This is a genomic window from Bacillus sp. ME78, assembly GCF_903970865.1.
In the GTDB taxonomy this organism is placed as follows: Bacteria; Bacillota; Bacilli; order Bacillales; family Bacillaceae_G; genus Bacillus_A; species Bacillus_A cereus.
In genome coordinates this window covers 131632-145376 of record NZ_CAJCKK010000007.1, presented here as the reverse complement: position 1 = coordinate 145376, position 13745 = coordinate 131632, and the positions used below count along the sequence as shown (strand labels likewise).

Genomic DNA, 13745 nt, shown 5'->3' with positions numbered 1-13745 from the left:
ACGCGAGGAGGGAGAACGATGGCTGAAGCGTTAGTGAAAAAGAAACTGATGTTAGAAGGTTTAGATTGTGCGAATTGTGCAATGAAAATTGAAAAAGGTGTTGGGAATATAGAAGGAGTAAATTCTTGCTCTGTAAACTTCGCAACAAAGACAATGATCTTAGAAACAGCACAAAATAAAGAAAACGAAGTTGTTACGGAAGCAAAACAACTCGTTACAAAATTAGAACCGCATATTAAAGTGCAAGAAGAACAAAAAAATAAAATTGCTAAAGAAGTATTTATATTAGAAGGTTTAGATTGCGCGAACTGTGCAATGAAAATTGAAAATAAAGTGAAGGAAATGCCAGCTGTCTCAGAAGCAACTGTTGATTTCGTATCGAAGAAACTACGAGTAGAAGTTGCGAATAAAAGAGAACTAGAAGCAACTGTAGCAAATATAACAAATGTCGTTCAAAAGTTAGAGCCAGATGTGAAAGTTGTTCGTGAAGAGAAGAACGGTCATGACCACGGACATAGTCACGATCATGGTGAAGCAAACGTGAAAAAGATGGTAGGGAGATTAGTGGTCGGCGGAATTTTGACAGCAATTGCTGCATTAGCGAGCTTACCACAAATGGTAACAATTCCGTTATTCGTCCTTGCTTATTTATTAATAGGTGGAGATATCGTTTGGAGAGCGGTAAGAAACATAACTCGCGGCCAAGTATTTGATGAAAACTTCTTAATGGCAATTGCAACTGTAGGAGCCTTTGCAATTCAGCAATATTCAGAAGCCGTAGCAGTAATGCTATTTTATCAAGTAGGAGAACTATTCCAAAGCATTGCGGTAAACCGCTCTCGAAAATCAATTACTTCATTAATGGATATTCGTCCTGATTATGCGAATGTAAAGGTTGGAAATGAAACGAAACAAGTATCACCGGAAGATGTACAAATCGGCGATTATATTATCGTAAAACCGGGTGAGAAAGTACCATTAGACGGAAAAGTAGTCGAGGGAACATCAATGATGGATACTTCAGCACTTACAGGTGAATCTGTACCGCGTGAAGTAGAAGTTGGTAATGACGTATTAAGTGGTTTTGTAAACCAAAATGGTGTATTAACAATTGAAGTTACAAAAGAATTTGGTGAATCTACTGTATCAAAAATTTTAGATTTAGTTCAAAATGCAAGTAGTAAAAAAGCACCGACAGAAAACTTTATTACGAAGTTTGCGCGTTACTACACTCCAGTTGTAGTTATTACAGCGGCGATCATGGCGTTTATTCCACCGCTTATTTTAGAAGGGGCTACATTCTTTGAGTGGATTTATAGAGCTTTAGTGTTCTTAGTAATCTCTTGTCCATGTGCGTTAGTTGTATCCATTCCTCTTGGATTCTTTGGAGGTATCGGTGGTGCATCTAAAAGTGGTGTGTTAGTAAAAGGTAGTAACTATTTAGAAGCTTTAAATGATGTAAAATATATTGTTTTTGACAAAACAGGAACATTAACAAAAGGTGTTTTCAAAGTTACAAAAATGGAACCGAGCGAAGGTACTACAAGCGAAGAGTTATTAGAGTATGCGGCATTTGCTGAAGTGTATTCTAACCATCCAATTGCCCAATCTATTCGAAAGGCATATGGAAAATCAATTGATGAAAAAATAATCGATGATTATAACGAAATTTCTGGTCACGGTACAGTCGTAAAAGTACAAGGAAAAGAAATTTTTGCAGGTAATGCAAAATTAATGAGAAAAGAAAATATTGAATTTAAACAACCAGAAACAGTAGGTACATTAGTTCACGTTGCTGTAGATGGAAAATATGCAGGTTATATTGTTATTTCTGATGAGGTGAAAGAGGATTCGAAACAAGCGATTCAAAAGTTAAAAGAACTAGGTATTAAAAAGACAGTAATGTTAACTGGTGATGCAAAAACAGTTGGTGAAGCTGTCGGTAAAGAATTAGGCTTAGATGAAGTTCATGCGGAATTACTACCGCAACAAAAAGTAGAAGAGATTGAAAAAATTGATGCAGCGAAGCATGGAAAAGAAAAAATTGCCTTCGTTGGTGACGGTATTAACGATACACCAGTATTAGCCCGTGCAGACGTTGGTATTGCGATGGGTGGTTTAGGATCAGATGCAGCAATTGAAGCGGCAGACATCGTTATTATGACTGATGAGCCTTCAAAAATTGCGACAGCTGTAAAAATTGCAAAACGCACAAGAAGTATAGTGTGGCAAAATATCATCTTTGCTTTAGGTGTAAAAGGGATCGTTCTATTACTTGGTGCCTTTGGTATTGCAACAATGTGGGAAGCTGTTTTCTCAGATGTTGGTGTGACACTACTTGCAGTGTTAAATGCAATGCGTGTATTACGAGTGAAAGATTTATAAAAAAGAGGACGCAACCTGCGTCCTCTTTTTTATTAGTGATTTTGTTGAAATTGATTCAATAAAATAATATCAAATATTATTTTACTTTTAAATAGCATAATATTAAAATTTGCAAATAAAAAACATTCGTCTTATTATTTTAATATATTTTTTACAAATATCCATATAGTATTGAAAAAAACAGAGAAGGAGAAACTTCTCTGTTTACTTTTGTATGTTTTTTTCAACTTGTTCTCGAACTGTTTGAATGTAATTCATTTTATGATCCCAACATTCTTGGCTTAAATCGACAGGATACTCTTCGGGATTTAAAGTTCGCATGTATTCTTCCCAAAATAGAGCGAGACTCTGTTCATTATATTGTTGAATATCTAATATACTTGGTAGTTCATATGTTCTTTCACCGTTAACGAAAATGTCTTTATGGAGTTCACGGGCTTCAAAGTTTGTTACGAATTTACTTATATATGTGTGAACTGGATGGAACATTTTTAAGCGCTCTTCTTTTTCAGGTTCTTCAGAATCTAACGCAATATAATCGCCTTCTGCATGATTGTTAACCCGATTGATAATACGATAAATTCGTTTCAGTCCTGGAGTGGTAATTTTTTCAGGATTAGATGAAATTTTAATCGTATCATTTAATTTTCCGTCAGTATCTTCAATCGCAACAAGTTTGTAAACAGCCCCTAATGCAGGTTGCTCAAAGGACGTAATTAATTTCGTCCCAACGCCCCATACGTCAATTTTTGCTCCTTGAGATTTAAGGTGCATAATTGTGTATTCATCTAAATCGCTAGAAGCGATAATTTTTGTATTTGTAAACCCTGATTCATCTAGTAGTTTTCGTGCCTTTTTCGATAAATAAGCCATATCACCACTATCAAGACGTATACCATAGAAATCAATACGATCCCCAAATTCTTTTGCAATACGAATTGCATTTGGAACACCAGATTTCAATGTGTCATATGTATCAACGAGAAAGACGCACTTTTTATGAGTTTCAGCGTATTTCTTAAATGCGACGTATTCATCGCGATATGCTTGAACGAACGAGTGCGCATGTGTGCCAGCTACAGGGATCCCAAAGCGTTTCCCAGCACGAACATTGCTTGTAGAGGAGAAACCACCAATAAAGGCAGCACGCGTCCCCCAAAGGGCAGCGTCGAACTCGTGGGCACGTCTTGTGCCGAACTCTAAAAGCTCATCATTATTTGCAGCATGTTTCATACGAGCAGCTTTTGTTGCAATTAATGTTTGGTAATTCACAATATTTAAGAGAGCGGTTTCAATAATTTGTGCTTCACCGAGTGGTGCATCAACGCGTAATAAAGGCTCGTTATTAAATACAACTTCACCTTCTTGCATACTACGAATCGTCCCAGTGAATTTCATATTTTGTAAATAATGAAGGAATTCTTCTTCAAATTGTAATTCTGCTAAATAAGCGATATCGCTTTCAGTAAAGCTGAAATTTTCTATGTACTCTACAATTTTCTCAAGGCCAGCAAAAACAGCATAACCGTTCTCGAATGGAAGCTTTCGAAAGTATAAATCAAACACGGAACGGCGATTATGAATACCATCTTTCCAATATGTATAAGCCATGTTGATTTGATATAGGTCTGTATGTAAGGCATAACTATCGTCTTTATAATGAGTCATCGCGAGAACACCTCCATAATTTGGTTATAGTATACCAATTTTTCACCATTCGTAGCAAAGAAGAGATATTGAAGTGAAGTCAAGAGAGAAAAAAATGAAATTATGCATATTTTTTAGAAAATTTATATTTATCAATTTATATTTCTCCGAATTTTATGTATTATTAGAGTAATGGGGTAATGAGAATGGAGGAGGACAATGCAACAAACATTAGAAAAAATAGGCAAACAAGTCTTTTACAAACGGCTTCAGCAAAAAATGACACAAGAAGAATTATGTCAGGGCATTTGTTCTGTCTCATACTTAAGTAAGATTGAAAATGGAAAGATCGAAGCATCAGAAGAAATTCTACAATTGCTCTGCACAAGACTAGAAATTGCCGTGACGGATTTGAGAGATGTAGAAGAAGATGTGAAGGGGAAGCTAGATGAATGGTTAAATGCACTAGTTCATTTAGACAAGCAACAAGTAGAACGTATATATGAAGAGTTGCAAGGTGAAATGAAGCATGTGTTGGATTTTGAAATTATAAATTATTATAAACTGCTGTATACACGTTATTTAATTATGAAAAGGGATATTTCTGCACTCGAAGAAGAATTAGATAAGTTGAAGAAGGTATATAAAAAATATTCTCCATTTCAGAAGTTGTTATATATGTATAGTAGAGGATTATTGTGCTGTTTACAGTATAGATGGAAGGATGGGCTAGATTACTTATTAAAAACAGAAGTAATGGCCAAAGAACAAGGGTATCATGAAACAGGTTTGTATTATAATATAGCGCTTGCATATACTCATTTAGATATTCATCATCTTGCAATTCATTTTGTAAATATGGCATTAGAAGGATTTCGTAGTGAATATAAGTTTAGAAACATAATTAATTGCCAAATCCTTATTGCGGTAAGTTATACAGAAAAAGGTCAGTATGAAGAAGCTTTAAAAATGTATGAGAGTATATTGAGAGAGGCCACATCTTTTGCTGATAAGGATGTACTATTAGCTATTACTTTAAGTAATATGGGAAGTATCTATTATAAAAAAGGCAAATATCAGCAAGCGAAAAAATATTATTTAGATAGTCTACAACTTCAAAAACAAATAGATTTAAACTATTTAGATACAATATACGAAATGGCATTAGTATGCATTAAATTAGAAGAATTGGAAGAGGCAAGGACATTAATTGATAAGGGAATTGATGCAGCAAAACAGGAAGAGAGATTTAATGCAAAATTATATTTGCTTTTAATGCTTAGATATAAATATTTTGAAGAAGCAAAAGATTATAAAGCATTTTTGGAAAATGAGGCTATCCCGTTGTATAAATCTGCAGGAAATAAAATAGAATTAAAGAAAGTATACGTTGAACTAGCAGAACATTTTTCCAGTTTATCGAGATTTGAAGAAAGTAATCGATATTATAGGTTAGTTATTGATTTAATGAATGATAATAAGGAGGAATAAACATGAAAAAGATGGTATTTGGAGTATTGGCGTTTATATTGACTCTTACAGTTGCTGGAGGAATACATCAATATAGCAGTAAACCTGATATTGTTGGTCAACAAGCTAAAACTGTTGAACAAGTTAATTTATAATCTCCACCCTTTCCAATCGGAAAGGGTTTTTTCAATATTTGTTCCTCAAAATTCTACAAAACTTGAGAAAAAAATTATTTGAATTTTTAGTATATTAATAGTGGAAACATAATGCTAATATGAAACTACTCTTTTTCAAAAAAATTTTTATTAGGGGGAAGGTTCATGAAAAAGAAAAGTTTAGCGTTAGTGTTAGCGACAGGAATGGCAGTTACAACGTTTGGAGGGACAGGCTCTGCATTTGCGGATTCTAAAAATGTACTCTCTACGAAGAAGTACAATGAGACAGTACAGTCACCTGAGTTTATTTCTGGTGATCTAACTGGAGCGACTGGTAAGAAAGCAGAATCTGTTGTGTTTGATTACTTAAACGCAGCAAAAGGTGATTACAAGCTAGGGGAAAAGAGTGCGCAAGATTCTTTCAAAGTGAAACAAGTGAAGAAAGATGCTGTAACTGATTCAACAGTAGTACGTATGCAACAAGTTTACGAAGGAGTACCTGTATGGGGTTCTACTCAAGTAGCTCACGTAAGTAAAGACGGTTCTTTAAAAGTATTGTCTGGAACAGTTGCACCTGATTTAGACAAGAAGGAAAAGTTGAAAAATAAAAATAAGATTGAAGGCGCAAAAGCGATTGAAATCGCGCAGCAAGATTTAGGGGGAACACCGAAATATGAGGTAGAACCAAAAGCGGACTTATATGTATATCAAAATGGTGAAGAAACAACATATGCATACGTTGTAAATCTAAACTTCTTAGATCCAAGTCCAGGAAACTACTACTATTTCATTGAGGCAGACAGCGGTAAAGTATTAAATAAATATAATAAATTGGATCATGTAACAAATGAAGATAAATCACCAGTTAAGCAAGAGGCTCCTAAACAGGATGCGAAAGCAGTAGTAAAACCTGTAACAGGAACAAATAAAGTAGGAACTGGTAAAGGTGTATTAGGAGATACGAAATCACTCAATACAACATTATCGGGCTCATCTTACTACTTACAAGATAATACGCGCGGAGCAACGATTTTCACATATGATGCGAAAAATCGTACTACATTGCCAGGAACTTTATGGTTAGATGCAGATAATGTTTTCAATGCAGCGTATGATGCAGCGGCAGTAGATGCTCATTACTATGCAGGTAAAACATATGATTATTATAAAGCTACATTTAATAGAAACTCTATTAATGATGCAGGGGCACCGTTAAAATCAACAGTTCATTACGGAAGTAAGTATAATAATGCATTCTGGAACGGCTCACAAATGGTATACGGAGATGGAGATGGTGTAACATTCACTTCATTATCTGGTGGAATTGACGTAATTGGTCACGAATTAACGCATGCTGTTACGGAAAATAGCTCGGACTTAATTTATCAAAATGAATCAGGAGCGTTAAATGAAGCGATTTCTGATATCTTTGGTACTTTAGTAGAATTCTATGATAACCGTAACCCAGATTGGGAGATTGGTGAAGATATTTACACGCCTGGTAAAGCAGGAGATGCGCTTCGCTCTATGAGTGATCCAGCGAAATATGGTGACCCAGACCATTATTCTAAGCGTTACACTGGTACTAGTGATAACGGTGGGGTTCATACAAACAGTGGTATCATTAACAAACAAGCTTATTTATTAGCAAATGGTGGTACGCATTCGGGTGTAACTGTAACGGGCATTGGTAAAGATAAGTTAGGTGCAATTTATTACCGTGCAAATACACAATATTTCACGCAATCTACTACATTTAGCCAAGCTCGTGCTGGTGCAGTACAAGCTGCAGCGGATTTATATGGTGCTAGCTCTGCAGAAGTAAATGCAGTGAAGCAATCATTTAGTGCTGTTGGTGTAAATTAAGGATTTAAGGGACAGCTATTAATAAAATACTTCAAAAATAAAGAAGGAGCATAGGCTCCTTCTTTATTTTTTTCTCCATTTTTTCCACAAATAGAACAATCCAATGCAACCTGCGATTGTTACAATCCACTTCGCTTCATTTGTTCCGTTCATAACATGATATGCCGAATATACTTCAATCAATAATGCCGGTATTTTACCTATTGTACTGGCAATACTGAAGGAGAGTAATGACATTTTCCCTAGAGCTGCAAATAAAGTCACGATACTTGATGGGATGAAAGGTATCAATCGAAACGATAGAACGAGTAGAAAGGCCTCTCTACCTTGTACATAAAGAAGACGCTCTACCTTTGGGTACTTATTTACTTTATCGTGAGTGAACTTTTGAAGGCCCATGCGGTAAATATAAAACGAGATAATAGCCCCTAAGGCCTCACCTGCGATCGAAATGATTGTGCCATTTGTTACACCGAAGAGCTGTATATTAATGGCGGTTAAAAAAATACTAGGGATAAAACCTAAAAGACTAATGATGATGTTAATTAAGATACTAAGTGGAATTGCGATTGAATAGTATTCTGTTAAGAAATTTTGAATCGTTTCAGCCATTGTTTAAAATCCTTTATCTTTTTTTGCATTACACCATATTTCGTTTGTATAGGCAAGGGTAAATTTACATAATGTAGAAAAACGTTGATAAGAAGGGGTCTTTATACCTTATATAGGTATTGGGTATATAAAAACAGGGGTATTTTAAATTATTTTGAAAAACACTATAAAAACCTTTATATAAAAGAGTTCTATAGTTATATTATCAGTGTTTTCATCTGGGAAATAATCATAAAATATAGGGGGTATATATTATAAAAGTAGAAAAATAGAGGGTTGATGAAATTGCGCGGGTAAATATGGAAAAATAGATGGAAAAAATGAAAACTGATAGATTTTTTCGTTGTGAAATTGACTTTTAGTGAAGTTGCGATAATAATCATGAAAGAGGTGATATGATGAAACGAATAAGTAGTCTTTTCTTGAGTGGTTTATTGGCACTAATGCTGATCTTAAGTGGATGTGCAGGAAAAGAACAAAAAACAGAGAAACAAACAGGGAATCAATCGACATCAGTAGAAAAAATTAGTGATAATATTTTAGATGAAATGGAAGGGCCACCTAAAAATGGTCATACGATTGAAAGACATGTAGGCAAATCAGAAGAAGATTTGAAGAATCGCTTGAAGACAGATAAAGTATCAGCAGCAAGTACATACTATGACAAGGAAACAGCAACGAAAGCTGTAAAAGATAGTTTGAAGCAGCATGATAAGGAAATTCAAGACTGGTTAAAAAATTCTAAAGAGGCTCGTCTCGTACTAAATACAACACATTCATTCCCGGTTGGAAAAACGGTAATAAAGAAAAATATGAGTGTAAAAGACAAGTTGGTAAAAACTGTTACTGTTTTAGCAAGAGATAAGTCAGGAGAATTAGGGTTTAAGATTATTACTTCTTATCCATCTGATAAATAAGAAGGGGGAGTACATTATGTATACGACGTTACAATACTTTCTTAAATCGTACTGTACGTTAAGTGTTCATGAGGATGAAATAGTAAGCGTGATGGAAGAGTTTATTGAACAAGAAGACGAAGAAATTGTTTTGAAATTACGTGATGAATTAATAAATATGAAGAAAAAGAACGCGTGGGAAGAGGCGTGTGTATTAGCTACGAAGCAAGGCAATCGTATGTGGTCTTTAGAAGAAACGAAAGACCATCTTGAAACTTTTTTACTATTACTGCAAAAGAAAAAGGCGTGATATAATCACGCCTTTTTCTTTATGCTATTCGGTGGATATTATCTATTCTTTTGGAGCGCTTTTATATACGCTTTTTGAAATTTGTCCATTTGATATTACTTCCCCGTTTTGTGTTACTTTTTTATACGTAACCGCTGTGATTTTATCACTAGTCCTACTAATTACTTGAGAAGAAACTTCAACATTTTTACCAGTATTTGTACCGAAAATGCGTGTAGTAATACTACCTCCATTTGAAAATGCTTGAATATAAATATGATTGCCCGTATTATTTTTAAATTTTAAATCTGGACCATAATCTGCTACTGCTGCATCTTGCCCAAGTGGTAAATAATTTACTGGCATAGAATGATTGCTTCGAGAAACAATGCCTAAATCTGCCCTTAAAGCTGCACTGTATAATGTACTACTGACTTGGCAAACTCCTCCGCCTGCACTTTGTATTACTTTACCTTGTGAATATACTGCTGCAGATTTATAACCATGTGCAGCATCAGTTACGCCAACGCGACCGTTAAAACTAAATGTTTCATCAGGTGCGACAATAACCCCACTTAAAGTATTAGCTGACTTATTTACGTTAAATGATTGATTTCCGTTACGGCCAGCCATTGGAGTAGAATATTCAGCAATGACTTCTTTAATACCCATTTTCTGTATGTCTTCTGTAGAACGTTCTGGTTTTATGAATGTAACTGGTAATGTAACATCTGATTTACCAGTAGTAATAGCTTCATTTGTTAAACCGCTTAGTTTCCCTTTATCAATTTTTTCTCCGTTTTGGCTTTGACTAACATTTACTGTTGAGCCTTCAATACTTAATTCTGCGTTAACAGGATTTTTTAATGTTTCATTATATTTATCTTTTATAAAGGTTTCATAAGCTGTTGCATTTAATTGTGGTGTTAATTTATAGTCACGTTTTAATTCACCGTTTTCAGCTTGCTTACGCATTTTGTAACGATTCATTACGTTTCCTTCTTGTTCTTTAAAGATTTTGTTAATAATATCTTTCTCTTTATAATTTATCCCTAAATCTTTCCATATGTAAGTTTGTTTATCGTTTTGGAATATGTAGGTAAGGGATTTTTGATCTAATTCAGCTACCTTTTGATTAATAATTGCTTGAATATCTTTCTTATTTTTTCCGTCGAGAGAAATACCTTCAAATGTAGTATTTGGTAATGCAGTAGTATCTAATTGATTATTTAATTTGGATACATATTGATATCCTCCAACACCGCCTACACAAAGTAATATGCCCCCAGCAATTGCAGAACCAATCAGTATTTTACTTAGCTTCATTTATTTCCCCCCAGAAATTTATGTATAAATATATGTATTACATTTTTTGTATAAAAATGATGAAAATAACATTATGTACGTACTAGTATACTATTATTTTCACTGTGTGTGTAATGTTTTCATAAAAAATGTTACATCGCTGTAATAATTGTCACTTCTTGTCACAATGTGTATGAAAAATATGTTGAAAAATATAATAAAAAGGCTGTCTAGAAAGATCTAGCAGCCTTTTTATTATAATTTTTTATGTTCATTTTTATTCGTAACACCGAGATGTTTTTGAAGGGTAGTTGAAATAGTGTCGACGCTTTTTTCATTTGGAACGTAATAATAAATACCACCTATATATTTATCTGTACCTTCTACTTGCATTTTTTCCATCTTTAAATTTGAATCCATTGAATTTTTTGTAATTGTCATCATATCATCAAACGTTAAATTGGTTTTTAAATCTTTATCGACAGCGTCTAGTAGGCCACCGATTTTATTAATGGAATTAAGAGATAGTGCCTTTTCAGCAATGGCCTCTAATACAAGCTGTTGTCGTTGGCCACGCATATAATCACTATCGATATGACGAGTTCTAGCTAGCGCCAATGCTTCTTCTCCATTTAAATGTTGACGTCCTTTTTTAAGATGAATTGCATCTGCTTCATCTTTACTATTTTGCTCTGTGAACTCAACTGGAACGTCTACAGTAATACCACCAAGAGAATCAACAATTTTAATAAAGGATTTAAAGTTGAATTTTACATAGTAATCAACTGGAACATCTAAAAAGTTCTCTACCGTATCAATTGTGCTGTCTACACCACCGAATACGTGCGCATGTGTAATTTTATCGTATTTATCACGTGATTTAATGTAGACGCGTGAGTCACGTGGAATGCTTACAAGTTTAACGGATTTATCGTTTTTATTAATTGTTGCAAGTAATAACGCATCTGTTCGAGTCGCTTTTCCATAACCTTTTTCCCTAATTTCACTTTCATCAACACCCATAATAAGTACGGAAATGTTGTCGGTCATAGGTTTAACAGCTTTTTCACGTTTGCTGGACTTATCTCCTCGACCTAGTTCAGCATAAGCATTATTTAAGACGGACTTTGCTTTACTGTATATATGGAAGGAGTAGCCTCCTGCTCCAAGTGCTACAATTAGTAATGGAATAAGAAGGAACCAAAGTAGGCGTTTTTTCTTTGAGCGTCCTTTTTTGGCTCGCGTATTGTTGTTCGTGTCGGATTTCATCATTTTTTCTCCTTTAAAACTATCAAAGTGTATACATTTAGAAGTGTATTCAAACACATAAAAAATATTTTACGCTAAATAAAAGCGATTGTACATGTATAAAAAATAGATGTCTTGATTATTTATAAGACACCTATTCGTTATTGTATACAAAAGATAGGGATAAGAAAATGATAAAATTTTACCTAATTACAACATAATGCTTACGATAATTGCAGATAAAATACTAACGAGAGTAGCTCCATATAGTAATTTAAGGCCAAACCTCGCAACAACGTTTCCTTGTTCCTCGTTTAGTCCTTTTACCGCACCTGAAATAATACCAATGGAAGAGAAATTGGCAAAAGACACAAGGAAAACAGAAATAATACCAACTGTACGGGGAGAAAGGCTATTAGAAATTTTACTGAGGTCCATCATTGCGACAAATTCATTCGTTACAAGCTTCGTTGCCATAATGCTGCCAGCTGCGACAATTTCAGAACTTGGTACACCGATAAGGAATGCGATAGGTGCAAATACATAGCCGATTAATTGTTGGAACGTAATACCGAATATAATGAGGAACAGGTCATTAATACAACTAATTAATGCGACGAATCCGATGAGCATAGCGCCGACAACAATGGCTACACGAAAACCATCAACAATGTATTCTCCAAGCATTTCAAAAAAGCTCTGTTTTTCACCTTTGATTTCTAAAATATCTTCGTCATCTTTAACGTCGTAAGGGTTAATGATGAGTACGATAATAAAACCGCTAAATAAATTGAGAACGAGTGCAGTTACTACATATTTAGGTTCAATCATTGTCATGTAGGCACCTACGATAGACATAGATACGGTTGACATAGCAGAGGCACAAAGTGTATAAAGACGGTGTTTTGGAATTTGAGCTAATTGCTTTTTCACTGTAATAAAAACTTCTGATTGGCCGACAATGGCAGAGGCGATAGCGTTGTAAGATTCTAATTTCCCAAGACCATTTATTTTACTAAGAAAGTACCCGATCCAATGAATAAAAAATGGTAGTATTTTGAAATGTTGTAATATGCCAATTAAAACAGAAATAAAGACGATTGGTAATAATACAGTAAGGAAAAATGGCATTTCACCTTTATTTGCAAGACCACCAAATACGAAATTTATTCCATCAGCAGCATACTCGAGTAGCTTGGTAAACAAACTGGAAATGATTCTAATTAGTATGAGGCCGACTTCTGTATTTAGTAGTAAATAGGTTAAAATTAACTGTATAATAAGCATGATAAAAATTGGTTTAAATTTAATATGCTTCTTATTATTGCTAGCAATATAAGCGAGCAAGAAAACAACAATTAGTCCGACGAAAAAAGTAATGAATTTCATGATAAGCCCCCTAAAAGAGATATTCTGCTATATATGTTTTTCATTTCAAGAGAGAATATGCATCTTTGGTAAAGAAAGGAATAGAGAGAGTATGAATATATGTAGAGTGCATCACGTTGCAATTATTTGTTCGAATTATGAGACGTCAAAGGATTTTTATACTAGAATATTAGGATTTAAAGAACTTAATGAAGTATATAGAAAGGAACGAGATTCTTATAAATTAGATTTATGTGTAGGAGAAGAGTATCAAATCGAATTATTTTCATTTCCAAATCCGCCTGAGCGCAAAAGTTTTCCAGAAGCAGCAGGTCTTAGACATTTAGCATTTGCTGTTACAAATATAGAAGAAGCTGTGAAGCATTTAAATCAATGTGGTGTTGAGACAGAATCGATCCGTATTGATGAAATAACGGAGAAGAAATTCGTCTTTTTCCAAGATCCCGATGGTTTACCTTTAGAATTGTATGAGGTTTGAAAATT

At 34.3% G+C, this 13745-nt stretch carries 12 protein-coding genes; 7 read left to right on the top strand and 5 right to left on the bottom strand.

The features are described from left to right. Positions 1-18: 18 nt before the first annotated feature. On the top strand, positions 19-2385 hold the full coding sequence (locus tag H6481_RS11205; protein WP_182811665.1) for a heavy metal translocating P-type ATPase: 2367 nt from the start codon (positions 19-21) through the stop codon (positions 2383-2385). 204 nt (positions 2386-2589) lie between these two features. Here H6481_RS11205 and H6481_RS11200 read toward each other — a convergent pair whose 3' ends face one another. After that, positions 2590-4053: a nicotinate phosphoribosyltransferase gene (locus H6481_RS11200; protein ID WP_071732245.1), complete on the bottom strand. Its 1464-nt coding sequence runs from the start codon at positions 4051-4053 to the stop codon at positions 2590-2592. A 198-nt stretch (positions 4054-4251) separates the two neighbouring features. Here H6481_RS11200 and H6481_RS11195 point away from each other — a divergent pair, with 198 nt between their 5' ends. From H6481_RS11195 to H6481_RS11185, 3 genes are all read left to right on the top strand, one after another. Further along, entirely contained in the window at positions 4252-5523 is a 1272-nt protein-coding gene (locus tag H6481_RS11195) for a tetratricopeptide repeat protein (protein WP_001187961.1), read from the top strand. Between the two features lie 2 nt (positions 5524-5525). Then, positions 5526-5657: a quorum-signaling peptide NprX gene (gene nprX, locus H6481_RS11190; RefSeq protein WP_000738910.1), complete on the top strand. Its 132-nt coding sequence runs from the start codon at positions 5526-5528 to the stop codon at positions 5655-5657. Between the two features lie 165 nt (positions 5658-5822). Next, positions 5823-7523, top strand: coding sequence for a M4 family metallopeptidase (locus H6481_RS11185; RefSeq protein WP_071732244.1), 1701 nt, complete (start codon positions 5823-5825; stop codon positions 7521-7523). Positions 7524-7586: 63 nt separating this feature from the next. On the opposite strand, the gene H6481_RS11180 is transcribed toward H6481_RS11185, so the two are convergent. Then, positions 7587-8135 (bottom strand): VTT domain-containing protein, encoded by a 549-nt coding sequence (locus tag H6481_RS11180; RefSeq protein WP_000852216.1) that lies wholly within the window; start codon positions 8133-8135, stop codon positions 7587-7589. Between the two features lie 398 nt (positions 8136-8533). On the opposite strand from H6481_RS11180, the gene H6481_RS11175 reads away from it, so the two are divergent. Further along, positions 8534-9052 carry an RNase A-like domain-containing lipoprotein gene (locus H6481_RS11175; RefSeq protein WP_000822706.1) on the top strand — a complete coding sequence of 173 codons (519 nt, stop codon included), beginning with the start codon at positions 8534-8536 and terminating at the stop codon, positions 9050-9052. A 16-nt stretch (positions 9053-9068) separates the two neighbouring features. After that, positions 9069-9341 (top strand): hypothetical protein, encoded by a 273-nt coding sequence (locus tag H6481_RS11170; protein WP_065482127.1) that lies wholly within the window; start codon positions 9069-9071, stop codon positions 9339-9341. Positions 9342-9383: 42 nt separating this feature from the next. Here H6481_RS11170 and H6481_RS11165 read toward each other — a convergent pair whose 3' ends face one another. From H6481_RS11165 to H6481_RS11155, 3 genes are all read right to left on the bottom strand, one after another. Continuing rightward, the gene (locus H6481_RS11165) at positions 9384-10646 is read right to left on the bottom strand and encodes a VanW family protein (protein WP_071732243.1); all 1263 of its coding nucleotides are present in this window, start codon (positions 10644-10646) and stop codon (positions 9384-9386) included. Positions 10647-10880: 234 nt separating this feature from the next. Then, positions 10881-11897: an LCP family protein gene (locus tag H6481_RS11160; protein ID WP_002153524.1), complete on the bottom strand. Its 1017-nt coding sequence runs from the start codon at positions 11895-11897 to the stop codon at positions 10881-10883. Between the two features lie 186 nt (positions 11898-12083). Further along, positions 12084-13262, bottom strand: a complete 1179-nt coding sequence (locus H6481_RS11155; RefSeq protein ID WP_182811662.1) for a nucleoside transporter C-terminal domain-containing protein — start codon at positions 13260-13262, stop codon at positions 12084-12086. A 91-nt stretch (positions 13263-13353) separates the two neighbouring features. Between H6481_RS11155 and H6481_RS11150 the strand changes: the two genes are divergently transcribed. Then, the gene (locus tag H6481_RS11150; RefSeq protein WP_001017676.1) at positions 13354-13740 is read left to right on the top strand and encodes a VOC family protein; all 387 of its coding nucleotides are present in this window, start codon (positions 13354-13356) and stop codon (positions 13738-13740) included. Positions 13741-13745: the final 5 nt, after the last annotated feature.